Here is a 23861-nt window from a genome sequence, read left to right on the forward strand (position 1 = left end):
CCATGAACCCGTCGGAGCATCGCCAATCGCTGATCCGCACCTTTGTGCGGCATCGTAATGCTGCCAATCTTCTGATGGTGCTGATGCTGATTTTCGGTGCCTTCGGCATTCTCAAGCTCAATACCCAGTTCTTCCCGACTGTAGCCAGCAATATCATTACCGTTGTTGTTTCCTGGCCGGGGGCCAGTGCGGAAGATGTGGAAACCAATCTTCTTGCCGCGATTGAGCCGGAGGTCCGGTTCCTTGACGGGGTAGATGAAGTTATTTCCAGTGCCCGCGAAGGCGGAGCCGATGTCAGTATCGAATTTGTGCGCGGCGCGGATATGCAGAAGGCGCTGTCCGACGTGGAAGCTGCCGTTTCGGCGCTGACAACATTGCCCGAGGAGGCGGAAACGCCGAGTGTTTCACGCAGATTGTCCCGTGAGCGTGTGGCGAGACTGTCTGTAGCCGGGCCTTTCTCGGAAGCGGCCTTGCGGGAATATGCAAAAGAGTTGCGCGATGCCCTGCTGACCGCAGGCGTGGACGCTGTGACATTTGAAGGTCTGCGTGAGCAGGAAATCCGCGTGACCATTCCTGAATGGCAATTGCGCCGGTTTGGCCTCACCGTCAACGATGTTTCAGAAAGAGTGGCAGCGGCCAGTCGGGATATCCCGTCCGGGACACTTGATGGTGCCGTGGACAAACAGGTCCGTGCACTGGCACAGGACGAGACGGAATTCGGCATCCGGGATATCGAAATCCTCACCTTGCCATCGGGAGAACGGGTCCGGTTGCGAGATATTGCCTCTGTGGATGTGGATCATGATCGGGATGGAATTCTGTCATTTATTGACAGAAAGCCGGCAATTGAGCTGACCATCCTGCGGTCTGTCGACAGTGACATGATCGAGACGTCGGAGATCGTTGATCGGGTTCTGGCGCAGTTGACGCCAACCTTTCCGCCAACGCTTGAAGTCAAGAAATACGGTGTTCGTGCAGACCGGGTTCAGGCGCGGATCAACCTGCTGCTGTTCAACGGCCTCTCCGGCCTGGTGCTTGTGGTCACCATCCTGTTTATCTTCCTCAATGCACGGATTGCCTTCTGGGTTGCGGCGGGCATTCCGGTCGCCCTGATGGCAACGCTTGGGATCATGTGGCTGAGCGGCCAGACACTTAATATGATCTCGTTGTTTGCCCTGATCATGACACTGGGCATCATTGTTGATGATGCCATTGTGGTGGGCGAGCATACAGCGACGCGACTGGCTATGGGGGACAGCCCGGCCATGGCAGCGGAGAACGGTGCCGGTCGCATGATTGCCCCAGTGGTTGCTGCCAGCCTCACCACCATGGCGGCCTTCATGCCGATCCTGCTTGTGGAAGGGCGCATTGGCGACTTCATGAGTGCCTTGCCGCTTGTGGTCATTGCGGTGCTTATTGCCAGTATCATCGAGTGCTTTCTGATCCTGCCAGGCCATCTGCGCCATGCCCGGGACGAGCGGCTGAATATTGTCATTCTGACTGCCCTGCTCTCAGCGGGACTTGCCGCGTCTCTGGCGGTTGGTCACCGGCTTGTGGAAGCCGGCGCGTTCAGTGCCTGGCTGGACTATTTCACAGCCGCAGCTGCAGCCTTGCCTCTCTGGATCTGGGTGGGCCTGGCCGCTGCTGCCATCCTCATTGGCCTGATGATCAGACGCGGCTTCCGCCAGAGCTTTGACCAGGCCTTTGAGTGGTTCAAGATGAACCCGTTCAACTGGTTCGTATCCTGGGCTTATGACTTCCGTTATCTCACGGTTGTTGTGGCTTTTGCTGTTTTTGCACTGACCCTGGCATTCTACATGTCTGGCCGGGTCGGGTTCTCCTTCCTTCCGTCTCCGGAGCCTGAGAGCATCCGCGCCTCTCTGGTCTTTGCGTCCGGCACCCCGCGTGATGCTGTTGTCGATGCGGTTGAGAAGGTAGAGGACAGTCTGAGGGGCGTTGAGACGGAGCTGGGACAGGGTGAACCTCTGATCATCTCAAGCTTTTCCGTCGTTGGGAAATCGGGTCGGGGGCGGGGCGACAATCTGGCATCCATCGATGTGGAACTGACGGCATCCGAAGAGCGATCCGTGCGAACGGAGCCGATCATTCAGGCCTGGCGCAAGGCTGTGCCGAAGCTTGCCGGGCTGGAACGGTCCGCCATTTTCGCCATTCGCGGTGGCGGTGGTCGCAGTGGTGATACATCCCTTGAAATCCGCCTGCAGGGTCAAAGGGCAGCCAATCTCAAAGAGGCTGCGCTTGAGTTGCGCAATATTCTGGCAGGTATCCCCGGCCTCTCCTCCTTTGCCGACGACCTGCCTTACGGGCGACCGGAATGGGTAATGGAATTGACCGATCGCGGTCGGGCGCTCGGCTTCACCATTGACCAGGTCGGGCGGCAGGTTCGCGATGTTTTTGAAGGCCGGATTGCACGCAGGCTGTCGGCCGGTGATGAGGAAATCCGTGTTCGCGTGGAGCGCGAAGCGCGCGAACGTGGCAGTGGAGCCCTGTTCAATCTTGAACTCAGAAGCCCGACAGGTGTTTTTGTTCCACTGGCTGAAGTGGTCAGTTTTGAAGAAAAGCGCGGCTTCACCTCAATCCAGCATTATGACGGCAAGACAACGGTAATTGTAACCGCCGATGTGGACTTTGACGTTGTCACAGAAGAGGTTCTGGCGGCGCAGCTGGCCGCTGATGTCATGCCGCAACTGGCTAGCAAATATGGCATCTCTTATGAGTTCGGCGGTGAGACCGAGCAACGGGAAGATGCTCTTGTCGATCTGCGCTATGGATCGATTGTGGCGCTGGCCCTGATGTACATCATTCTGGCGTGGGTATTTGCCAGTTACTGGCGACCGCTTGCGGTGATGATGATCATTCCTTTCGGCATTGTTGGAGCCATCTGGGGTCATTACCTGATGGATTTCAAGCTCAGTATCCTGAGCCTGTTCGGCCTGATGGGCCTGGCCGGTATTCTGGTCAATGACTCGCTTATTCTGGTGAGCAGGCTGGATGAACGGCTCGGCTTTGGAGAAACTCTTCGGGCCGCGGCTATTGGCGCGAGCCGTGATCGCCTGAGAGCTGTTCTGCTGACATCCCTCACCACAATGGGCGGTCTGACGCCGCTTCTGTTCGAGAAGAGCCTTCAGGCCCAGTTCCTTCTGCCCATGGCTATTACCATTGTCTTTGGTATCGGCTGTGCCACGATTTTCGTGCTGTTCCTTATTCCGGCACTGGTGGGCATCGGCGGTGATATCTCATCCGGTGCCCGCTGGGTGATCGGCAGCAGCAGGAAAGCGTCTGATCTTAAGCCCGCCAGAAGCGTGGAAGAAACAACACCAGCACAGTAAAGAGCTCAAGCCGTCCCATCAGCATGCCAGCGGTAAGCAGCCACTTGGCGGTGTCGTTCAACGGCTTGAAATTTCCTGATGGTCCGATGATATCTCCGAGCCCGGGCCCCACGTTGGAAATGGCGGTTGCCGCGCCTGAGATGGCAGTCAGGTCGTCAAGTCCGGTAAAACTCAAAGCGACCGCAAGAACCGCCACGCTGCACAGATAGAGGAAGAAGAAGCTCATCACGGCGCCGGAGACGGAATCCGGCAGCTTGCGGCCATTGAAGCGGGTGACAAAAATGCCGTTGGGATAGACGATCCGGCTGAGATGCTGGCGCACATTCTGATAGAGCACCTGAAAGCGGAAGATCTTGATGCCGCAGGATGTTGAGCCAGCGCAGCCGCCGATAAACATGATGACAAAGAAGAACGTGACCGCAAAAGGCCCCCAGGCACCGTAGTCGGTGGTCGCATAGCCGGTGCCTGTCATGATCGAGATGACATTGAACGCCGCATAGCGCAGGCCTTCAATACCGGGATTGAACCCGCGCGCATGTTCATAGATCCAGGCAACCAGAACCAGGGCAAAAACGGTCAGCATGAAGGCTTTCACCTGGCTGTCACGCCACAGGATGCTGGTCCGTCCCTGAACCGCCTGCACATAAAGGAGAAAGGGCAGGGATCCGGCCAGCATGAAGGTGATGCCGATCATGTCAATCGCCGCACTGTCGAAATGACCGATAGAGCCGTCCTTGGTGGAAAAGCCCCCGGTTGCTACCGTGGTCATGGCATGGATCAGCGCGTCGGTCATGCGCATTCCGGCAGCCCAATAGGCAATCATGCAGAGCGTCGTGAAGATCAGATAGATCATCGTCATGGAGCCGGAGATCTGCGTCGCACGCGGCAAGATTTTATCCGGTGTTTCAAAGGCTTCCACCTTGAACAACTGCATGCCACCGATCTGCAGCATAGGCAGAACAGCAACCGCCATGACGATAATACCGAGACCGCCCAGCCATTGTTGCAGACCGCGCCAGAACAGGATGCCCGGCGGGGCATTGTCCAGCCCGACAATAACCGTCGCGCCTGTGGTTGTGAGCCCGGACATGGATTCAAAAACAGCATCCGTTATGCTTGGCACAACACCGGACAGGTAGAACGGAATGGCTCCAAAACCCACCAGAGAAACCCAGGCGGCTACCGTCATGATGAAGGCCTGGCGCAGGTTCATCTGACCGGCAGACCCCTGAGCAGAGAGAAACAGCATGCTGCCCGTCAGCATGGTGAACAGTGAACTGGCGACAAAAACCTGCCAGTGCGGATTGCCAAGCAGGATGTCGAGCAGAGCAGGTGCCAGCATGGCCGCACCCAGACCGGTGGTCAGGGCTCCGACAATCAAGGTGATGGGACGTGGATCAATCACGCAGCCGCTTCCTGCAAGGTAAATGGTCGCCGGACTTTATGAGCCTATGTGCCAATCCGCAATGGAAACTTGCAGCCCCGATAACAGGTATGACAGCACGGATGGCGGCTGTACATGACAGCTCTGCGATTGCCGCTTACACTTCCGAGTGTGATTCCGCTGGCCCGATTGCTGCTGTCTGAATTCCGCTACGCTGTTTCAGAGAGGCGTAATCTGCCGGGGATTGCGAGGGAGAAGGGGGAAATGCGGATGATGAAACGGGTATCGACTGGCTGCGTCATTAGCTTGTTCTGGGGGCTCTTCTGGCTGTGGCCAGCAGCGGCCCAGACCATTGACAGCCCAGAACGCTGGGCCGACGGGTTCATGAAAACTCTGTCAGAGAAAGGCGTAGACCCCGCTCATGATATCATCAGGATGACCATGAGTGGTCAGGGAGATGGGCACAGTCAGGGCCTTGCCAGCCTTGAACAGGCCATGAAAACGGCGGAGGCCAATTATGGGTCATCGCTTGGCTATGAGTTTATCAGCAAGAGGGCCGTATCAGACTCTGTTCGTCTGATTTTCATGATCAACAAGCGCGGCAAAGCACCCATCTTCTGGAAATTCGCATTCTATAATCCGGATGAAAACTGGACGCTGCTTAATATCAATCTGAGTGATCAGCTGGCAGACCTGGATGATTTCAAGCGGTTCACTTGGCCCTAGAGTGAATCCTACAGCGTGCTTCTGAAAAGTTGATAGACTTTTCGGATAAAAGTTCGCGCGGAAAAAGTCTAAAGGCACTGCTGCCAATTCTGGTTAAAGGTCTGGTGCTTTAGTTTACCGTTCTTGGTGTGTCCGGCAGGTCAAGCGAGAAGGCAGGGACATCCACGAGAAATCTCTGCCCGTCCGGGCTTTCCATCTCATAAGCCCCAACCATGATACCGGAGGGTGTTGGTAACGGGCAGCCACTTGTATATTCATAGGTAGAGCCGGGATCGATGACCGGCTGCTCGCCGATGACACCTGCGCCACGCACTTCCTCAATCCGTCCCAGACCATCCGTGATATGCCAGTAGCGGTTCAGAAGCTGGACCGGGCTGTCGCCAAGATTGGTGATTTCCACCGTATAGGCCCAGAGATAGCGGGGCAGATTGGGATCAGATTCCTCTTCCAGATAAAGAGGGGTCACCGAAACCTCTATTGACCGCGTTACCGCCGTATACATCAAAGCGCCTCATCCTGCTGATAATGATAGTGTTATCGTGTTTTCCCTTATACGGCCAGCAAAAGCCGATGGGTTCGCGGAACTGTGACAGGTCAGGCCTGTATAAACTGGTGTAGTGTCAGGACAGATTGCCCACGCTCTAGGGTCCTGACCCTACTCTGTTGCCATCTTTGGGGAGACTGCCGCCATGGTTCGCGCCTTCACTGAATTGACCTTCACACCCACGGTTCTTGACCTTCAGAAAGAGGATGGATCATCCGGGCTCTATGCGCCGTTTATGGAGGCGGACGCCGACAGGCGCGATCGTCTGGGGGATGCCGAGGCGGAGTTTATCCATCAGCGTGACGGGTTCTATCAGGCCAGTGTGGCAGAAACCGGCTGGCCCTATGTGCAGTTCAAGGGCGGGCCACGCGGGTTCCTGAACGTTCTGGATGAGAAGACCATCGGCTACGCGGATTATCGCGGCAATCGCCAGCATCTGAGTGCGGGTAATCTGACCGCAGACAGCCGGGTCTCCCTGATCCTGATGGATTATCCCAACCGTCGTCGGCTCAAGCTTTGGGGGCGAGCCAGGCTGACCAGCCGCAAGGATGCGCCGGATCTGGTCCAGTCTCTCCATGTGGACGGCTACAAGGCCCTGCCGGAGCGGGCAATCCTGATTACGGTCGAGGCTTTTGACTGGAATTGTCCGGCTCACATTCCTCAGCGTATGACGCTGGAAGAGCTTGAACCACAGATCACCCCGTTTCGGGAGAAGATGGAAGACCTGATCCGCGAGAATACAGCGCTCAAAGAAGAGTTGGAGCGGCTAAAGCAGGAACGTTGAGTTTCGGACAGAAAACAGCGAGCGGTTATTGGCGCTGATCCAGTCGCCGGTTTGTCTGCTGCAACGTCTCGCCCACTTCAGAAAGCAGGGCCGAGCCTATAAACAGATAGCTGATGGCGGATGAAACCTTTGTCTCTCCGAAACGGCCAGCCGCTTCTGCCGTCGTGGTAACATCCCGCGCCACAGCCCGTATACCGTGCAATGGGTCGTTGATCAGATCATTCGTGAACCGTTCATAGCTGCCATTGCTGTGCAAAATAGCGAGCCCACTCAACCACCCAAACAGAAACGTCCCCAAAATCATGCGCCCCATCGCACATTCTCCATCATGCAACCCCAAACGCCGTCCCAGCGAATGTTAACAGAGTCTTAATTTATACACCTATGGAGTGTGATGCAAATTTATACATGGTTAATATGCACAAGTTTCAATTATGGGCTGTATCGGAAGGGTTTTATTCGGAGCGCGTTGGGATATCTGCTCCGCAGACAATATCCGGCTGGCAGATTTCGGCTGGAGCGGGTGAAGAGAATCGAACTCTCGTCTTAAGCTTGGGAAGTTTCTGCTCTACCATTGAGCTACACCCGCCTTTGCATTTCATTTTGCGAATGGTGACGAGCCTGTCAAGCGGTCAGGTTGTCGTCTTTCGACAGTCTCACCACTTGACGACACCCCGGTGCCTTGCCAAATAGGCTGACTATCTGGAACCCTCAAGAGGCCTGCCTGTCATGGACCGCCTGAAGCAGCTGTTGTCGTCCCGTTCGTTTGAATATTTCATCACCGCCGTGATTGCGATCAACGCGATCACCCTGGGGCTGGAAACCAGTGAAACGGTGATGAATTCTGTAGGCCCGCTTCTGCATATGCTGGACCGGATTGCCCTTGGCATCTTCATTGTGGAGATTCTGGCGCGGCTTCTGGTCTATCGCCTGTCTTTCTTCCGTGACCCGTGGAATATCTTTGACTTTGTCATCGTCTCCATCGCCCTGGCACCAGCTACGGCTTCGTCGTCCATTCTGCGTGCATTGCGCATTCTGCGTGTGCTGCGGCTTCTGTCCTTTGTCCCGACGTTGAAACGGGTGGTGGGCGCGCTGGTTTCGGCCCTGCCGGGTATGGGCTCGATCATCCTCCTGATGACGCTGATTTTCTATGTCTTCGCTGTCATGGCGACGCAGCTTTACAGCAATTCCTTCCCGGACTGGTTCGGCACCATCGGACATTCAGCTTATACGCTGTTCCAGGTGATGACACTGGAGAGCTGGTCTATGGGCATTGTCCGCCCGGTTATGGAAACCTATCCCTTCGCCTGGGCCTTTTTCGTGCCGTTCATTCTGGCGACAACCTTCACCATGCTGAACCTGTTTATCGGTATCATCGTCAAGGCGATGCAGTCAGAGCATGAGGCAGAAGCTGATGCGGAGCGGCAGGCCATTCAGGAGGAAACCGAGAACATGACCAGCGCTCTCAAGGACCTGAAGCGGGAGGTTGTGGAGCTGAGGGCTGAGATCAGACTGCTGAAGCAGCCTGATCCCAAGCCATGAAATTAATGGGTCCTGACCCTAGAGTGGATGTGCTCTAAATGACGATCAGGCTCTGGCTTGTTCCAGAGCCGAGACCAGGTCTTCAAGCAGGTCTTCCTGATCTTCCAGGCCCACAGACAGGCGCAACAGGCCGTCGGTAATACCGAGCTCGGCGCGCTGTTCTTCGCTCAGACGCTGATGCGTGGTGGTGGCCGGGTGGGTCAGCAATGTTTTTGCATCACCCAGATTGTTGGAAATCTTGCCGATCTTCAGGTTGTTCAGCACCTTGAATGCGGCTTCCTTGCCACCCTTCACATCAAAGGCGATCAGGGTGGAGCCTGCCTTCATCTGTTTGGCCACAATATCGGCATGCGGATGGTCGTCACGACCCGGATAGATCAGCCGGTTGATATTGCTGACCTCGGCAAGCTGGTCAGCCAGATAGCGGGCGCTCTGGGTCTGGCGTTCCACACGAACCGGCAGGGTTTCAAGCCCTTTCAGCAGAACCCACGCGTTGAACGGGCTCATGCTTGGCCCTGTATGCCGGATGAGGTTTTTCATCTGGCCGTCGAGCCATTCCACATCAGACAGCACCACACCGCCAAGACAGCGTCCCTGGCCATCAATATGCTTGGTCGCCGAGTAAACAACCACATCAGCACCGAACTTAAGCGGCGACTGCCACAGCGGAGTGGCGAAAACATTGTCGATGACAACGCGTGCACCCACTTCATGGGCAATGTCCGAGACGGCCTGAATGTCGATCACATCAAGGGTCGGGTTGGTTGGCGTTTCAAGGAAGAAAGCCTTGGTGTTGGGCTGAACCGCATTCTTCCATTCTTCCAGACTGTTGCCGTTGATGATGGTGGAGCTGACACCATAGCGGGGCAGAAGGTCTTCCACCACATAGAGGCATGAGCCGAACAGCGCACGCGATGCCACCACATGATCACCGGCTTCCACCTGCGCCAGAAGCGCAGCGGAAACAGCTGCCATGCCGGAGGAGAAACCGCGTCCGCCTTCCGCGCCTTCAAGAGCGGCCATGCGGTCTTCGAACATGGAAACGGTCGGATTGGCATAGCGGGAATAGATATAGCCCGGGTCTTCTCCCTTGAAACGCGCTTCCGCGGCTTCCGCGGTGGGATAGACATAGCCCTGGGTCAGAAACAGGGCCTCGGAGGTTTCGTTGAACTGCGAGCGCAATGTGCCGCCATGTACAAGCTCAGTGGCCGGGCGCCATTTTTTTGTATCAGACATATCGTCACCATCATCTTGGGCCGAAACTATGGCCCGAATGCAAAGAACCCGGCCTGCTTATCTGCAAGACCGGGTTCTTTGCCCCCGGTCTTTTTAGCAACTTGTTTAACGTGGCTGCAAGCCGACCGGCCTCAAATCACCACACAGTGATCGGTGTCTTAGGAGGATTGACCGCAATCGTCAAGAGACTTTGCCGTGAACAGCAATTCCCTGCGAAACTGGGCTGGAAATGCGCCAGACTGTCAGCTAAGACAGGAGAAAGATCCAATCGGGAATCGACAATGAACGAAAGACGATCCGGCATCCTGCCCGCCCATGAACTGGTCTCCATGGTTGAGCGTGGCGAAATCGCGATTGCCGACCCTCTTCAGGACGATCAGGTTCAGCCTGCCAGTCTTGATCTGCGCCTTGGTACTGTGGCCTATCGTGTCCGTGCCAGCTTTCTGCCGGGACCGGGGCAACCGGTCACGGAAAAGCTCGAGCGTCTGCGTCTACACGCCATCGACCTGACACAGGGAGCGGTGCTGGAAACCGGCTGTGTCTACATCGTGCCCTTGCTTGAAGCTCTGGCTCTCCCGGCGCATGTGGCCGCAACGGCCAATCCGAAGAGCTCCACAGGACGCATCGATGTATTCACCCGGGTGATTGCAGACAGGAGCCAGGAATTCGACAAGATCCCGGCAGGCTATAACGGGCCGCTCTATCTGGAAATCAGCCCGCGCACATTCCCGGTTCTGGTTCGTACCGGCTCGCGTCTGTCGCAGATCCGGTTCCGTGTCGGCAATGCGGTTCTCACCGACGCTGAACTTGGCTATCTGCATGACAGTCAGCGCCTGATGGTATCTGACAGACCGCCACACATCTCAAATGGTATTGCCGTTTCCATTGACCTTGAACCATCGGGCGAGACGCCGGTGGGATACAGGGCCAAACGGCACACCGGTGTTATCGATGTGGACAACAAGTCTGGTTATGACGTGCTGGATTTCTGGGAGCCCGTGTTCCTGAGGCGCGAGCGGGAACTGGTTCTCGATCCGGATGAGTTCTACATCCTCGCCTCACGGGAAGCGGTCCATGTGCCGCCTGACCATGCAGCTGAAATGGTGCCGTTTGATCCGCTGGTTGGGGAATTCCGTGTGCATTATGCGGGCTTCTTTGATCCGGGCTTCGGTCACGAGGCCGCTGGTGGTGCTGGCAGTCGGGCCGTGCTGGAAGTGCGGTCGCACGAGGTGCCGTTCATTCTTGAACACGGACAGATCGTCGGTCGATTGGTGTATGAGCGGATGCTGGAGCAGCCGGAAACCATCTACGGATCAGGCATGGGCTCCAATTACCAGGCTCAGGGCCTGAAACTGTCCAAGCATTTCCGTCTCTGACGCTCATGAGCCTTTATACGGTTCAGTCAGAGACGATAGCGGAACTGGAGGACCGCAAATCGCGGTTCCTTGCCTATCTGGTTCCTTATGCTGATTTCGCCCGGCGTCTGGATGAACTGCGCACCGACGAGCATCCCAAGGCGAACCATCATGTAACAGCCTTCCGCCATATGCTGGAGGATGGCCGGATAGATGAAGGCGCCAAGGATGATGGTGAGCCATCCGGTACATCTGGCATGCCGGTGCTCAAAGTGCTTCATGGCGCAAACCTGGTGGATACAGGTGTAATCGTGGTGCGCTATTTCGGAGGCACCAAGCTTGGCGGTGGCGGGCTCGTCAGGGCCTATTCGGGCGCCGCGAAACGGGCTATCGAAGATGCCCGGCTTGTTCCCTGGCTGAAGATGGTCCGGAGAACCGTTGATACAGATTTCGCGGATGCATCTGCTCTGGAGAACAAGCTGTCAGCGCTTGAAAACGTGACTGTGGAAGAGCGAACCTACACGGAAACCGGTGTTACTTTTGCTCTCTATGGACCAGAGCAGGATCTGTCTGGTCTTCAGTCTTGACGCCTGAGCTCTGATGAGGGGTTTTGTGCCAGTGATGCGGGCGGGTGACGAGATCCCAAAGCGCCAGATAGGCACCCGCTGACATCAGGACCCAGTAGACCGGCAGTCCGAATATGGCCTGTCGGTTCAGATCGGGATGAGCCCGTGGCAAGGTCCTGTAGGCCAGCAGCATTGCAGCCCCGTACCCGACAAAGAGATTGATGGTATTGAGGAAGAACAGGCTCAGCTCGGCAATGTTCTTTGTGGAAACCGAGCCGAGCTCATACAGGGCGTAGCCTAGGGCAAAGATAAAGAACGGGTGGATAAAGGCGGCCAGCAACATGCCGCCGATCATGATCTGGAAAAACAGGAAACCGGCAAATCCCATATTCCGCTTTGTCGCGAGCGGTCGCCGCATGTGAACGAGCCAGGTCTGCATCCAGCCCTTGAACCACCGGGCCCGTTGTTTCAGCCACGGCATCAGGGTGGTGGGGGCGTCTTCCAGAGTGGATGAGGCCAGTGTCCGGCAATCATAGCCGAGCCTGAACAGTCGCATGCCGAGATCAGCATCCTCTGTGACATTGTGCGGGTCCCATCCACCAACGGCGACCAGTATGTCACGTCGAAAATGGTTGGACGTCCCTCCAAGAGGCAGCGGCAGGCCATGATGGGACAGATCCGGCAAAAGTCCGTGAAAGAGGGCTGCATATTCTATGGTGAACTGCTTCGCCAACCAGCTGTCTCTGCTGTTTCTGATATCGAGTCTGGCTTGCAGGCAGGCCAGCTTGCTGCCTGCCGCATTGAAGGCCGTAACCGCCTTTTTCAGCTGGTCCGGGTCCGGTCTGTCCTCGGCATCATAAACAACCACATAGGTCCCCCGAGCCATCTGCAGCCCCACATTGAGCGCTTTGGGCTTGGTCCGCGGACCAGATCCGGCAATGCGGTGGCTTTCAAAGTCCAGCCTGTGCCGGTGTTTCTGTAAAGCCAGATATGTTTCGCGGTCATCAGCTTCCAGCAGGAACTTGATGTCCAGCTTATGCCCTGGATAGTCCAGCGCTCGAAGAGTATCAATCAGACCAGAGACCATTTCGGCTTCCCTGTAGAGAGGCACCAGAATGGTATATGTGGGACACTGGTCTGAGGGCAGATATGCGGCCTCCGGGTCTGTTTCAGCCGGGCCGGAAGTCCTGGAGATGGAAGCAGCTGCGTCCAGACGCAGCAAGGCGACCGATAGAAAGGTAAAAGCAAGAAGAGCATTCAATCCGACCAGAAGAACAGATGGAATGCTCCAGCCGAGCAGCAGCAGAACGGCCAGGCCGGCGATGCAGAGATATGCCTGGGCCGGTGTCATCACATGAAGCGCGGAGAGAGCTGCATCCCGCTTGTGCAGATATGTGGTGGCCTCCCGCGCCAGCCGGAGGGTGTAAACCTGTGACAGGCTTTCCCGGAGCGTTCTGACATTGATGGCCGCAATCCGGTTTCGGATGCCGGGTGATCGGTCACACAGTGCCTTCAGTTTCCTCAGCCCCGGCATGGTGATGCTGACAAGGGTCATGCCGTCGCGGGTGCGTAGGCTATGGGCATGGGGGATCAGCCGGTCCGGCGCGAGACCCTGCGGCTGGGCAAGTTGCGCGGGATGAAGATGATCGAGAATGGCAATACCCAGATAATCTGCGAGGACCTGGCAGCATTCTTCATCGTTCAGGGCCAGATGGGATTTCAGATAATCCGACAGAGTGAGGCCTTGCGCTTCGGCCTCGCTCATGGCGGTGTCCAGTGGGTGGACTTTGTCAGTTTCTGATGCAAACGCCCCGTGCCTCGCCGTCAGAAGGGCGTGGCGGGTCTCATGCGGGTGCTGTCCGGGGTATCTGCTCACATCAGAAATTCTTTTATCGGCATTCGAAGATGATTAGGGTATGAGGGAAGAGGTTTGTGATCCGCAGCTTCTCAGAATTGCGACTTTAAGGTGTAAATATGGTGTATGGCAAGTCAGATGCGTCCGGTTTGATGGCCTTTCTTGCAAGCATGATCCTGACAAGTCTCATGGCATTGAGCCCGGTTGCGGCACAGCAGGCGGCAGATGGTGAGAGTGGAACGGCTGCGACACTGCAGCGGGATTTCCCCAGCTTCGCCGATCCCACTGTCCGGCACACAAAACCTGAAGACGGCACCATCGGTGGTATCCGGTTTGTCACCACCACTGATTTCCCACCGTTCAACTATATGGGGCCAGACAAACGTCTGAGAGGGCTGCATGTCGATCTGGCTGGAGCCATATGCATGGAGCTGCTTGTCCCGTGCACCATTCGCTCTGCCCGGTGGGATGAACTGGAAAACCTGCTTGAAACGAGAAAGGCTGACGCGGTTCTGGCTGGCTGGGGACCTGATACAGGGACAGGAGACGGGGTGCGCTTCTCGGATATCTATCTGAAGCTGCCAGCGCGGTTTGCCGTGCTTCGTCAATCAGATCTGAAGCTGGCAGACCCGGAACGCCTGGCTGGCAAGCTGGTGGGTGTGGTGGCAGACAGTCGTCACGACACCTTTCTGACGGACTATTTTGCCAGTGTTGTCATCAAGCGCTTTAAGACAGCGGAACAGGCCACGCAGTCCCTGAAAGATGGTGATCTTGATGCTCTGTTCGGAGATGGAGTGCATCTGGCCTTCTGGATAAACGGTCAGGGTGAAGAGGCCTGTTGCCGTTTTCTTGATGGAGCATTTGTCGAGCCGGGTTATTTTGGAGCCGGTATGGCAATCGGCGTTCGCGCTGATAATGACCGCCTGCTTGCGGCCCTGAACTATGCTCTCCAGCACCTGGATGAGAAGGGTGATTTCTACAGTCTGTATCTGAGGTCGTTTCCGATCTCGATTTATTAGGGTTCAGACTCATAAATTCCGTTCGTTCTGCGGAGGATGTTTTTCTGTCCGGCGCGACGGAAATCTGCAGGAAGCTTGGATGGCTTTTAAAGATTTCCAACAAAGTCGGGCTGAAAAACAACCCCGCCCTTCGGGTCTACGGGAAAGACACAGCCTGCACATAAATCAGGACTTGAATAGGATCCACCTGTCCTGCGTCCTGATTTCCGTCCATTCTGTATCTTTCCCGTAGACAGAACGAACGGAATTTATGGGTCTGAACCCTAGGGCCAAGGCCTGTTACGGTGAGGGTCGCCTGCTTGTGCGGAACGGCAGCAGCAGGGACCAGAGGATCTGGGTCGGTCCGTCATCCTGATGCATTTCAAGACCGATGGTCATCCCGGTCTGCCCGCCTTCCGGCTCCGGGATATAGGTCTGAAACCATCTGTCCCAGATAGACAGGTTGAACCCATAATTCGAGTTGGTCTCTGTCATGCGGACAGAATGATGAACCCGGTGCATGTCCGGAGTGACAATCAGCAGCCGCAGGACGTTGTCCAGTGTCTTTGGCAGATGGACATTGGCATGGTTGAACATGGCTCCGCCATTCAGAATGATCTCGAACAGCAGGACGGCTTCAACCGGGGCGCCAAGCAACAGGATGAAAGTGCTTTTCCAGACCATGGACAGGAGGATCTCTCCGGGGTGAAACCGAACGGCAGAGGTCACATCCAGATCGCGGTCCGTATGATGAACCTTATGGAAGCGCCAGAGAAACGGCACATGATGCGAGATCACATGCCAGAGCCAGACGGCAAAATCGAGCACAAGGAAACTGATAATTCCAGCGACCCAGAGGGGTAGAGGCAGCCAGTGAAACAGGCCAAACCCGAGATCAGAGGCCCATGCGGCGATACCAACAGCTGCCGCAGGAAAGACGACCCGCAGCACGGTCCCGTCCACTGCAAGCATCAGCCAGTTGGTGATCCAGCGCCTGGGTTTTGACGCAATCAGCACCCGGCGTGGCAGCCATAGCTCCAGGAGGGCCATTGAACCGAAAATACCAAAGAATGCCAGAAGGCGGATAGTCGGTTCATTGTCTGTGAGAAACGCCTGCAAAAGATACTCCGGTGCCTTGTTTCTTTCACCTTGACCATAGCGCCATGCCGGGTCAAGAGGATGCAGGGCCGCATGCGAATCTGTGATTGCCATGTGACCATTAACAAACCAGAGGCGCGGGGTATCATGTCGGAGTGGCTATGGACGGGCGACAGAGATGGGGATGGACCAGTTCTTCTGCTGGCCCACGGCTCAGGCGCGCCGATGGATTCCGCTTTCATGAACCGGTTTGCGGATAGTCTGGCAGAGTTCGGCGGTACGGTGGCCCGGTTTGAGTTTGCCTATATGGCCCAGCGACGGACCGGTGGCAAGAAGCGTCCGCCGCCCCGGGCTGATAAACTGATTGATGAGTTCAATGCAGCAATCAACAGCCTGAAGGAGCAGTCTGACAGGCCAATTGTTATCGGTGGCAAATCACTTGGTGGCCGGGTTGCAGCCATGACGTCTGGCACGGAGCTTGATCCGGCTGTGCGCGGTGTTCTCTGCCTTGGATATCCGTTCCACCCGCCAGGCAAGGTGGACGCAGAGCATTGGCGTCTGCCGCCACTGGAGGAGGCGCGCCTCCCTGTACTTGTCTGTCAGGGAGAACGCGATCCGTTTGGCAAAAGAGCAGAGATCGAAGACATCACCCTGCCTGAAAGAGTCAGGCTTGAATGGATCAGCAATGGCGACCATGATTTTGGCCCGACTGGCCGGGCCGAGGCCACGCTGAAAGGCAATATCCGGCATGCTGCCGAGCTGGCCTTGTCCTTCATGAAGGCTGCTTAGGGTCAAAACTCATTGCTGGCCCTTAAAAGGTGAGCTCGCGTCTTCCTTCCGCAACGGCGGTCAGAATGGCCTGGCACTCTGCTTTTGACATGGCCTTTGGCGGTGCATAGGAGAACCTTGCCTCGTTCAGAGCGTTGCGAATAATGGTCGGGAAATCTCCGACCTTGAGATCATCCAGATGATGCGGGATGGATACGCGGTCTGACAGGGCTTCTATCCGATCAATGAACCGTGTGGACAAAACCAGCGGACTGGTCTCATCCCGGTCGTTGCCCAGCATGGTTTCCAGAGCGGCAAAGTCATCCTGACAGACCGTCTTGTTGAAACGCATGACGCGGGGCAGCAGAATGGCATTGGCGACACCATGCGGTGTGTCGTAGTGCGCACTGATCTGATGAGAGATGGCGTGTACATAGCCAAGGCTTGTTTTGGCAAAGGCATACCCGGCAAGAAAAGATCCTATGGCCAGCTTCTCACGGGCCTCAAGATCATCTCCATCATCGATGGCTGCAGGCAGGTTCTCGACAATCAGTCTGATGGCCAGTGCAGCATCACGCCGCGCATCTTCAAAGCGATTTAAAGAGGTGTATGCTTCGATGGCATGGGTCAGTGCATCCATGGTCGTTGCTGCGGTCATGGCTGGCGGCAGTGACTTGAGCATTGCAGGATCCAGCGCAGTGGCTCGCGAGATCAGCTTGGGGTCAACCACAAAGGTCTTGCGGTGGGTCTTGTTGTCGGACACCACCGCAGCCGGGGTTGCCTCGGATCCTGTGCCCGATGTGGTCGGCACCACATATATTGGCAGAGGCGGCGTTTTGACTTTGAGAAGGCCTGCCAGTTTTTCACCTGACTTGCCATTTGTATAGCTGGCGGCAATGACCTTGGCCGCATCAATGGCGGAACCGCCGCCGACAATCAGAATACTGTCGCAATTGTTAACCCGGCAGGCTTCAACCCCGTCATCAACGACTGAAAAGGTTGGGTTTGGGGGCACCGTGTCAAAAATGGTGACGACACAGCCTTCGGCATCAAAATAAGCCAGCAGGTCATCCAGCATGCCGACACGCAGCGCAAACTTGCCGGTGACCAGCAGCGGTCTCCGATGCCCGGCTGCGACCATCAGTGATGCCAGCTTGAGAGATGAGTTGAGGCCTGAGAACAGCAGAGGTTTCTGAGGCGGGAACAGGGTGGATAATGTTCGCAATGCGAACCGGACTGTTGGTCTGATCATCACAAAAGCCCCTCCTTAAGGGCCGGTGAGTTCTGAAGTGCAGAATGATGACGGGCTGTATCAGTCAGAAGACGACGGTTCAGCCAGCTCGGATCTTGGGAGATAAGTCAGGCGGTCCAGCGGAATTGGCGCTCCGGTCTCATCTCTGATGATCTGGCGCGGGATCTGCGTGCCGGTCGCGGTGTCGACGACAACGATTGCTTCATCATGCGTTGTGCCTGTCCACTGCTCTCCCCATTGGCTGAGAGCAACAAGAACGGGCAGCAGATCAGCTCCTTTTTCGGTCAGCTGATATTCATGATATTTCGATCCGGCGCTGTCCGGGACCTTTTCCATGACGCCCGCTTCAACGAGCAGTCTGAGCCGTGACGTCAGCGTTGTTTTTGCGATGCCAAGCGAGCGTTCGAAGTCGCTGAAGCGTCGGATACCCAGAAATGCATCACGGATAATAAGAAATGCCCACCATGGCCCAATGGCCTCAAGAGCCTGGGCGATTGAACAGGACATGTCCGCATAGGATGTGTGCTTCATGAGATGTCTTATCTAGTATCGATATAAAACTAGTTTTCATATGATACCAAATTCTCATCATGTCAAGCCTGCTTCCTTCAAATGTCCGGGTGATGAGACAGGCATAGAAAAACCCGGCTGAAAATTCAGCCGGGTTCCGTATTCTGTCCGTGTCTGGCGCGGGAGAGTTAGAGCGTTCTGTAACGTGCCCGCGCGCCGCGTTCGATGGCTGCCACTGTGAGCTTGTCCAGATCCAGCGTATCCCGGAGGAATTGCAGATAACGCAGTTCTTCCTGATGAACTTCCAGGTCGGCGGCGGCGACTTCCACAGCCAGTGCATAAGCCGTATCGTAGAACTGGCTTGGCAGGGATTCACGAATCTTGTCGATGATCACGTCCAGCCCGTCTTCGTCCTGCAGAAGTTCGCCGCAATCCTCGGCGACCTGTACCAGCTTTTCCTCATTGAAATCGGAAAAGGCAGGCAGGGACCGCACGATGTCGCCGATCTTCATGAGCTCGGAGTCAGTCATGGTCCGGTCTGCGGCAGACATGGTAACCATGACATAGATGAGGGCTTCGTGATGGGAAATCTTGGCGGTCATGTGATTGATGTTCCGTGGTTAAGGTCTTTGCCAATTTATCACGCATGATCCGTAAACCAAGCGTTTATCCGTACAGATCTTGCCTGCCAAGATAGGGATGCTCACAACGTGATGCAATGTGCAGGCTGTAATGCAGAGCCCGGTATGCAGAGTCTTATTGACGCGAGCCACGTCTGTTTCTAGACAAGGCGCGTTGAGTGCCGCGCTGTCGCGCGGGCTCTGCGGATTTCAAACAGTCAAAGGACATATGTCATGACCACCGGTATTTCCCCGGATCTCGTCGATGCAGCCCGCACCTCCAAGGCCTGGCCTTTTGAGGAAGCAAGGAAGGTTGTTGCGCGTCTCGAGAAACAGGGCAAACCGGACAAGACGGTGATCTTTGAGACAGGGTATGGACCTTCCGGCCTGCCCCATATCGGAACCTTTGGCGAAGTCGCACGGACGACCATGGTACGTCATGCGTTCAATCTGATGACGGACAATGCCTACAAGACCCGCCTTATCTGCTTTTCTGATGATATGGATGGCTTCCGCAAGGTGCCGAGCAATGTGCCCAACGGGGAGGAGCTCGAAAAGGCGCTGGGTCAGCCCTTGACGAAGGTGCCGGACCCTTTTGGTGAATATCCGAGCTTTGCCCATCACAACAATGCCCGCCTGCGCATGTTCCTCGACCAGTTCGGCTTTGATTATGAGTTTGCCAGTGCGACGGATGCCTATACATCAGGACAGCTGGATGAAGCGCTTCTGCGCATGCTGGCGGTGTATGACAAGGTCATGGATATCATTCTGCCGACGCTTGGGGCAGAGCGGCAGAAGACCTATTCACCATTCCTGCCTGTCTGCCCGAGAACCGGTGTGGTTCTTCAGGTGCCGATGATCGAGCGGAATGTTGAGGCCGGGACGGTTGTCTATGAAGACCCCGAGACAGGCGAGAGAATGGAAACACCGGTCACGGGTGGCCGTGTCAAATGTCAGTGGAAGGCAGACTGGGCTTTGCGCTGGTTTGCCCTTGGGGTGGACTATGAAATGGCCGGTAAGGATCTGATTGACTCGGTCAATCTCTCCGGCCGTATCTGCCGGGCCATGGGCGGCACACCGCCGGAAAACCTGAGCTACGAGCTGTTTCTGGATGAAAAGGGGGAGAAGATCTCCAAATCCAAAGGCAATGGTCTCACCATCGAGGAATGGCTGACCTATGCCAGCCCGGAGAGCCTGTCCCTGTTCATGTTCCAGAAGCCGCGCACGGCCAAGAAACTCTATTTCGATGTCATTCCGAAGAATGTGGATGAATATTTCACATTCCTCGACAAGGCCGGCTCGGAAGAAGGGGATGCCCTTCTGAAAAACCCGGCATGGCATATCCATTCCGGTGATGTGCCTGGCGAAGGGGTGCCTGTCAGCTTCTCAATGCTGCTCAATCTTGTCAGTGCCTCAAACTCCGAAGATAAAGCCGTTCTCTGGGGCTTTATCAGGCGCTATGCACCGGATGTGACACCGGAAAGCAATCCTGTTCTCGACAATATGGTTGGATATGCGATCCGGTATTTTGAGGATTTCGTCAAGCCGAACAAGGTGTTCCGCCTGCCGACCGATCTTGAGCGGGATGCACTTGAGGATCTGGATGCAAGGCTTGATGCGCTGCCTGCAGATGCGGATGCCGAAACCATCCAGAACGAGGTCTATGCTGTTGGCAAGGCACATGCATTTGACAATCTGCGGGATTGGTTCAAGGCACTCTATCAGGTTCTGCTTGGCCAGGATCAGGGTCCGCGCTTTGGTTCCTTTGTTGCGCTTTATGGCATTGAGGAAACCCGGGTGATGATCGGCAAGGGGCTTTCCGGAGAACTCGCGGAATAAGGCTGCGAGCTTGAGCATATTCCCTAAAAGTGTATGCGGTTTTCGGACAAGAATATGCTCACAAACAAATAGACAGAGCATTATGAGTGACTCTGTTTAAGCTCAAAATGCTCTGACAATTGGTCCGTGTGTGTTTATGGGGACGTCCACAGGATGCGTGCGGACCATCCTATTCTAGAGGAAGGCAGTGGATCGGGCAGATGGGCGGGTTCGGTACTGTCCAGATCAAGCGTCTGATCTGTTTTCCTGCTTAGGCGCCCGGTTCTGAAACTGCCGTCCGTGAGCTGGACAAGCACTGTGTCCTCTTCTTCAATGTCATGCCCAAGGTCGAGGACAATCCGGTCACCGGGCTTGTAATCCGGACGTAACGCATCGCTGGTGACAGCCACAACGCAAACAGGCTCATCGCGGGGGCTCATCACACGGGAGGCCCAGTGGTTGTCTGATGTCAGGTCATCAAGCGCCACGCGCGGAAGGGCGCGGTCGAGTGGTTCTGTGAGCTTGCCCGTGTAGAGCAACTGGCAGAGCAGCTCAGGCGTGATGCCGGTATAATCGAGAATTTTGGCGATGGATTGTGTGGAGGGCCAGTGTAACTGGCCGTCTGCTCTGACCCGCTTCGACTTGTTGAAGGTGGTGGGGTTCAGCCCGGCCTGGCGTGCGAGTGCTGAGACAGACATGCCATGATGTCTCGCAAGCATATCGATTGCCGCCCATAGTCGAGAATGCAATTGCTTCGACATGATCGGGCTACCACATCTGTCTTAAGATATGGCCAGGTGCCCAAATGAGGACAAAATGACGGTCAAAGTGTGGACATGCGCCTGAGGGTAAGGTCACAGCAAAGACTCGCTTAATTAGAATCAAATATTATATGCAATCTAGAATATATGCTTCTGTACCCTTGGTGCAATTCAAGATGTGCCTCTGTGGCAAAGCTTGCTTTCCTTGCCCCAAAGAGGCAAGAAGAGGCCCGTGTTCGTATCGGAATTTGTGGAATGTCATCCCTAATCTATAAAATCGTATCCGAGGAGCTGTGGGCTGCAGCTCTCAAGACTGGCCGCTTTGATGGTGCGCCGATTGATCATCAGGACGGATATATCCATCTGTCATCTGCTGGTCAGGTTCAGGAAACGGCGGCCAGGCACTTTTCGGGTCAACGCGACCTGTTGCTGGTGGCTGTGGAGGCTGACAGCCTCGGTGAGGCGTTGAAATGGGAGCCATCCCGCGGTGGGGCGCTGTTCCCGCACCTCTATGCCCCGCTGGATGTCAAAGGTGTCGCCTGGATCAAGCCTCTGCCTCTGGGTGATGATGAGGTCCATGTCTTTCCCGATGAGGTTCTGTGATGATTGGTTCCTTCTCTGATCTTGCCCGTCCACTGCTTCTGACGATGGATCCGGAAAAAGCGCATGGACTGGCCATAAAGGGCCTGAAAGTGATGCAGGCGACAATCGCCTGTCGTCCCACGGATGACCGGCGACTGGCTGTTGATCTGTTCGACTGGTCCGTACCCAATCCGGTCGGCATCGCCGCCGGGTTCGACAAGAATGCGGAAGTACCTGATGCTCTTCTGGCGCTTGGTTTCGGCTTTGCAGAGGCTGGCACCGTAACGCCACGGCCACAGGCGGGTAATCCGCAGCCGAGGCTCTTTCGCCTTGAGAAGGATCGCGCCGTCATCAACCGCATGGGCTTTAACAATGACGGGCATGCGGCGGCTCTTGCGCGCCTCGAAAAGAGACGTGGCCGCGGTGGCGTTGTCGGGATCAACATTGGTGCCAACAAGGATGCTGATGATCGTGTTGCGGACTATGTGACGGGCATCCAGCGTTTCGCGCATCTGGCCAGCTATTTTACGGTCAACATTTCATCCCCGAATACACCGGGCCTGCGGGACCTTCAGGGGCGCATCGCCCTGGATAACCTTCTGGCGCGGGTGGCAGAGGTCCGGGACGAGAAGAAAGAGGAACTCGGACGATCTGTTCCGATACTCGTAAAAATTGCGCCGGATATAGATGAAGTCGGACTCGATGACGTGACCGAGGTGGTTCTGGCGCGCGGCATGGACGGCCTGATTGTCTCAAACACCACCCTTGACCGACATGGCCTGAAAGACGTGAAGAAGGCTGAAGAGCAGGGTGGGTTGTCCGGACCTCCTGTCTTTGAAAAATCAACCATTGCCCTGGCGAAAACCCGCCAGCGCGTTGGCAACGATTTCCCGATCATCGGGGCGGGTGGCATCTCGTCGCCGGAAACCGCTGTTGAGAAGATCCGGGCTGGTGCGACTCTGATCCAGCTGTACTCCTCTCTGGTGTTCGAAGGCATGGGGCTGGTCAACCGTATCAAGGACGGTCTGGTGGCTGAACTGGAACAGGCAGGTGCTGACAGCCTGGATGGAATACGCTCGACAAAAGTCAATGAGTGGGCTGCAAAGCCCCTGAAGCACTAAGCATAGTCCCGAAACGTGTGTGCGGTGTTTGGATAAGCTCCAGAGGACAAGACAATGACCAAGACAACAATCTGGCATAATCCACGATGTTCGAAGTCCCGCCAGACCCTGGCCCTGTTACAGGAGAAGGGGCTTGAGCCGGATATTGTTACCTATCTGGAGACGCCACCGTCTGTAGATGAGTTGAAGGCCGTGCTTTCGCTTCTGGATCTGAGCCCGAGGCAGCTGATGCGGACCGGTGAAGCGCTTTATAAGGAGCTCGGCCTTGCGGATGCGTCGGACGATGGCGCCCTGATTGATGCCATGGTTGCCAATCCAAAGCTGATTGAACGCCCTGTGGTAATTGCAAACGGTAAAGCGCGCCTTGGTCGGCCGCCCGAGCAGGTTCTGGAAATTCTCTAAAGCACCAGACCTATAATCTGAACGGGCGGTGGTATTTTAGGAGTTTGTTTTTGAGCGAATTTCAGTGAAGCGTGGCCTCGAATTGTCCGGCCTCAAAAGCATTGCGGAAGTCACGCAGATGAGTTCCGTCGTGCCTGGCCAGCATCATGGAGATGAAGGGCTTTGCCAGCTTCCATGTCAGCGTTTCGGCACGGCACCTTGCTTCCAGCATCAGGAGCGTGCCGTTCTTATGGGGCTCAACGCTGTAGGTATAGTCTGCGGTAACGCCACCGGCCTTGGATGTCAGCGTGATTGAGAAGCCGAGGTCATAGTCGGTCACATACATATCGCGCACGGCTTCATGGCTGCCATTGCCAATGACAACCTCAAACTGCTTGCCGTGGGTAAGAGGGGTGTCATCGACAGCCCGGACCTGATGAATGCCCGGCATCCACAAGGGTGCATCTTCAAGCGTAACCAGAGCTGCCCAGACGTCTTCCAGCGGGGCTCCAATCCATTCAGCTCTCTCAAAAGAAACGCTCACAATCTCTACACCCTGTTCTGCTGATACGCGCAGTATAGTTAAACTATAACACAGTTTTTAGACAAATTC

Annotated in this window: 23 protein-coding genes, 1 tRNA gene and 1 riboswitch; of the genes, 12 read left to right on the forward strand and 12 right to left on the reverse strand. The window is 55.8% G+C overall.

What is annotated here, in order from left to right; genetic code table 11:
* Nucleotides 1-2 precede the first annotated feature (2 nt).
* On the forward strand, nucleotides 3-3347 hold the full coding sequence (locus RA157_RS09045; protein ID WP_350336127.1) for an efflux RND transporter permease subunit: 3345 nt from the start codon (nucleotides 3-5) through the stop codon (nucleotides 3345-3347).
* On the opposite strand, the gene RA157_RS09050 is transcribed toward RA157_RS09045, so the two are convergent.
* Complete coding sequence (locus RA157_RS09050) at nucleotides 3304-4752, reverse strand: TrkH family potassium uptake protein (RefSeq protein ID WP_350336128.1); 1449 nt, start codon at nucleotides 4750-4752, stop codon at nucleotides 3304-3306. The two genes, RA157_RS09045 and RA157_RS09050, sit on opposite strands and share 44 nt — an antisense overlap.
* Before the next feature lie 114 nt (nucleotides 4753-4866).
* Between RA157_RS09050 and RA157_RS09055 the strand changes: the two genes are divergently transcribed.
* Nucleotides 4867-5457 (forward strand): hypothetical protein, encoded by a 591-nt coding sequence (locus RA157_RS09055; protein WP_350336129.1) that lies wholly within the window; start codon nucleotides 4867-4869, stop codon nucleotides 5455-5457.
* A gap of 109 nt (nucleotides 5458-5566) precedes the next feature.
* Here the strand turns inward: RA157_RS09055 and apaG are convergent, their stop codons facing one another.
* The gene (gene apaG / locus RA157_RS09060) at nucleotides 5567-5959 is read right to left on the reverse strand and encodes a Co2+/Mg2+ efflux protein ApaG (RefSeq protein WP_350336130.1); all 393 of its coding nucleotides are present in this window, start codon (nucleotides 5957-5959) and stop codon (nucleotides 5567-5569) included.
* Nucleotides 5960-6146: 187 nt separating this feature from the next.
* Here apaG and RA157_RS09065 point away from each other — a divergent pair, with 187 nt between their 5' ends.
* Nucleotides 6147-6785, forward strand: coding sequence for a pyridoxamine 5'-phosphate oxidase family protein (locus RA157_RS09065; RefSeq protein ID WP_350336131.1), 639 nt, complete (start codon nucleotides 6147-6149; stop codon nucleotides 6783-6785).
* A 25-nt stretch (nucleotides 6786-6810) separates the two neighbouring features.
* Here the strand turns inward: RA157_RS09065 and RA157_RS09070 are convergent, their stop codons facing one another.
* Nucleotides 6811-7098 carry a hypothetical protein gene (locus RA157_RS09070; protein WP_350336132.1) on the reverse strand — a complete coding sequence of 96 codons (288 nt, stop codon included), beginning with the start codon at nucleotides 7096-7098 and terminating at the stop codon, nucleotides 6811-6813.
* A 202-nt stretch (nucleotides 7099-7300) separates the two neighbouring features.
* Nucleotides 7301-7374, reverse strand: a tRNA-Gly gene (locus RA157_RS09075).
* Nucleotides 7375-7514: 140 nt separating this feature from the next.
* Here RA157_RS09075 and RA157_RS09080 point away from each other — a divergent pair.
* The gene (locus RA157_RS09080; protein ID WP_350336133.1) at nucleotides 7515-8327 is read left to right on the forward strand and encodes an ion transporter; all 813 of its coding nucleotides are present in this window, start codon (nucleotides 7515-7517) and stop codon (nucleotides 8325-8327) included.
* A gap of 45 nt (nucleotides 8328-8372) precedes the next feature.
* Here RA157_RS09080 and RA157_RS09085 read toward each other — a convergent pair whose 3' ends face one another.
* Entirely contained in the window at nucleotides 8373-9563 is a 1191-nt protein-coding gene (locus tag RA157_RS09085) for an O-succinylhomoserine sulfhydrylase (RefSeq protein WP_350336134.1), read from the reverse strand.
* A gap of 72 nt (nucleotides 9564-9635) precedes the next feature.
* Nucleotides 9636-9716: riboswitch (SAM riboswitch) on the reverse strand.
* 128 nt (nucleotides 9717-9844) lie between these two features.
* On the opposite strand from RA157_RS09085, the gene RA157_RS09090 reads away from it, so the two are divergent.
* Together RA157_RS09090 and RA157_RS09095 are read left to right on the forward strand one after the other, a co-directional pair.
* A complete protein-coding gene (locus RA157_RS09090; protein ID WP_350336135.1) occupies nucleotides 9845-10939 on the forward strand; it encodes a 2'-deoxycytidine 5'-triphosphate deaminase in 1095 nt (364 codons plus the stop codon).
* Nucleotides 10940-10944: 5 nt separating this feature from the next.
* Nucleotides 10945-11505, forward strand: coding sequence for an IMPACT family protein (locus tag RA157_RS09095; protein WP_350336136.1), 561 nt, complete (start codon nucleotides 10945-10947; stop codon nucleotides 11503-11505).
* Here RA157_RS09095 and RA157_RS09100 read toward each other — a convergent pair.
* Complete coding sequence (locus RA157_RS09100; protein ID WP_350336137.1) at nucleotides 11453-13249, reverse strand: glycosyltransferase family 2 protein; 1797 nt, start codon at nucleotides 13247-13249, stop codon at nucleotides 11453-11455. The genes RA157_RS09095 and RA157_RS09100 overlap by 53 nt on opposite strands.
* A gap of 242 nt (nucleotides 13250-13491) precedes the next feature.
* Here RA157_RS09100 and RA157_RS09105 point away from each other — a divergent pair, with 242 nt between their 5' ends.
* Complete coding sequence (locus tag RA157_RS09105; protein WP_350332803.1) at nucleotides 13492-14358, forward strand: transporter substrate-binding domain-containing protein; 867 nt, start codon at nucleotides 13492-13494, stop codon at nucleotides 14356-14358.
* 279 nt (nucleotides 14359-14637) lie between these two features.
* Here the strand turns inward: RA157_RS09105 and RA157_RS09110 are convergent, their stop codons facing one another.
* A complete protein-coding gene (locus RA157_RS09110) occupies nucleotides 14638-15387 on the reverse strand; it encodes a sterol desaturase family protein (protein ID WP_350336185.1) in 750 nt (249 codons plus the stop codon).
* A gap of 162 nt (nucleotides 15388-15549) precedes the next feature.
* On the opposite strand from RA157_RS09110, the gene RA157_RS09115 reads away from it, so the two are divergent.
* The gene (locus tag RA157_RS09115; protein ID WP_350332804.1) at nucleotides 15550-16224 is read left to right on the forward strand and encodes an alpha/beta family hydrolase; all 675 of its coding nucleotides are present in this window, start codon (nucleotides 15550-15552) and stop codon (nucleotides 16222-16224) included.
* A gap of 22 nt (nucleotides 16225-16246) precedes the next feature.
* On the opposite strand, the gene RA157_RS09120 is transcribed toward RA157_RS09115, so the two are convergent.
* The 3 genes from RA157_RS09120 to RA157_RS09130 all read right to left on the reverse strand — a co-directional run bounded on the left by RA157_RS09120 (nucleotide 16247) and on the right by RA157_RS09130 (nucleotide 18567).
* A complete protein-coding gene (locus RA157_RS09120; RefSeq protein WP_350332805.1) occupies nucleotides 16247-17455 on the reverse strand; it encodes an iron-containing alcohol dehydrogenase in 1209 nt (402 codons plus the stop codon).
* Between the two features lie 60 nt (nucleotides 17456-17515).
* The gene (locus RA157_RS09125; RefSeq protein WP_350332806.1) at nucleotides 17516-17986 is read right to left on the reverse strand and encodes a winged helix-turn-helix transcriptional regulator; all 471 of its coding nucleotides are present in this window, start codon (nucleotides 17984-17986) and stop codon (nucleotides 17516-17518) included.
* A gap of 167 nt (nucleotides 17987-18153) precedes the next feature.
* Nucleotides 18154-18567: a tellurite resistance TerB family protein gene (locus tag RA157_RS09130; RefSeq protein WP_350332807.1), complete on the reverse strand. Its 414-nt coding sequence runs from the start codon at nucleotides 18565-18567 to the stop codon at nucleotides 18154-18156.
* 252 nt (nucleotides 18568-18819) lie between these two features.
* Here RA157_RS09130 and RA157_RS09135 point away from each other — a divergent pair, with 252 nt between their 5' ends.
* Nucleotides 18820-20424, forward strand: a complete 1605-nt coding sequence (locus RA157_RS09135; RefSeq protein ID WP_350332808.1) for a lysine--tRNA ligase — start codon at nucleotides 18820-18822, stop codon at nucleotides 20422-20424.
* A gap of 134 nt (nucleotides 20425-20558) precedes the next feature.
* Here the strand turns inward: RA157_RS09135 and RA157_RS09140 are convergent, their stop codons facing one another.
* The gene (locus RA157_RS09140) at nucleotides 20559-21122 is read right to left on the reverse strand and encodes a S24 family peptidase (protein WP_350332809.1); all 564 of its coding nucleotides are present in this window, start codon (nucleotides 21120-21122) and stop codon (nucleotides 20559-20561) included.
* A gap of 297 nt (nucleotides 21123-21419) precedes the next feature.
* Between RA157_RS09140 and RA157_RS09145 the strand changes: the two genes are divergently transcribed.
* The 3 genes from RA157_RS09145 to arsC are packed head-to-tail and all read left to right on the forward strand — an operon-like array spanning nucleotide 21420 to nucleotide 23269.
* Nucleotides 21420-21767: a DUF952 domain-containing protein gene (locus RA157_RS09145; RefSeq protein WP_350332810.1), complete on the forward strand. Its 348-nt coding sequence runs from the start codon at nucleotides 21420-21422 to the stop codon at nucleotides 21765-21767.
* Nucleotides 21767-22867, forward strand: a complete 1101-nt coding sequence (locus RA157_RS09150) for a quinone-dependent dihydroorotate dehydrogenase (RefSeq protein WP_350332811.1) — start codon at nucleotides 21767-21769, stop codon at nucleotides 22865-22867. The genes RA157_RS09145 and RA157_RS09150 overlap by 1 nt, the downstream gene beginning before the upstream one ends.
* Before the next feature lie 54 nt (nucleotides 22868-22921).
* A complete protein-coding gene (gene arsC / locus RA157_RS09155) occupies nucleotides 22922-23269 on the forward strand; it encodes an arsenate reductase (glutaredoxin) (RefSeq protein ID WP_350332812.1) in 348 nt (115 codons plus the stop codon).
* A 61-nt stretch (nucleotides 23270-23330) separates the two neighbouring features.
* Here the strand turns inward: arsC and RA157_RS09160 are convergent, their stop codons facing one another.
* Nucleotides 23331-23792 (reverse strand): SRPBCC family protein, encoded by a 462-nt coding sequence (locus tag RA157_RS09160; RefSeq protein ID WP_350332813.1) that lies wholly within the window; start codon nucleotides 23790-23792, stop codon nucleotides 23331-23333.
* Nucleotides 23793-23861 lie beyond the last annotated feature (69 nt).

Source organism: Coralliovum pocilloporae (assembly GCF_030845175.1).
In the GTDB taxonomy this organism is placed as follows: Bacteria; Pseudomonadota; Alphaproteobacteria; order Rhizobiales; family Cohaesibacteraceae; genus Coralliovum; species Coralliovum pocilloporae.